Genomic DNA, 453 nt, shown 5'->3' with positions numbered 1-453 from the left:
ATTAAAATTAAGCCGTGAAAAAGTAAGATAAAAAAAACTTTATTCATAAAAACAAATTTTAAAGGAGGGCTGCCAAGCCCTCCTTTGATATTTGCTTAAACATGTAGTCAATGTTTTCCAAGCGCAATTAAAGGAGGACGTGCTGTTTGCTCGATATGGCGGGGAGGAGTTTGTCCTTGCGCTGAAGGGAAGAACAGGATTAGAAGGAGAAGCGCTAGCCAATCAACTGCGCAAATCCGTAGAGGCGCAACCGCTAATGACTACTGAAGGAGTTATTCCTGTAACTTTCAGTAGTGGTGTGGCCGAGGCAGTGAAAGTGAAAGAGGAAACACTTTATCAGCTTTTGAATAAGGCGGATCAAGCTTTATACGCTGCAAAACGAGAAGGACGTAATCTAGTGCGTGTTTATGTGTAAGAATGATAAGAGTAACCAGCCAAAAGTAAAATAAGCGG

General features: G+C 41.3%; 1 protein-coding gene. It reads left to right on the top strand.

Going from position 1 to position 453, the window contains the following annotated elements; genetic code table 11:
• Positions 1 to 91 precede the first annotated feature (91 nt).
• Positions 92 to 415 (top strand): GGDEF domain-containing protein, encoded by a 324-nt coding sequence (locus V7659_RS20020; RefSeq protein ID WP_335541688.1) that lies wholly within the window; start codon positions 92 to 94, stop codon positions 413 to 415.
• Positions 416 to 453: the final 38 nt, after the last annotated feature.

It is taken from the genome of Neobacillus drentensis, from assembly GCF_036966985.1.
Taxonomy (GTDB): Bacteria; Bacillota; Bacilli; order Bacillales; family Cytobacillaceae; genus Neobacillus; species Neobacillus drentensis_E.
Note: the sequence above shows the minus strand (reverse complement) of the source record. Positions and strands in the feature narration are given on the sequence as shown.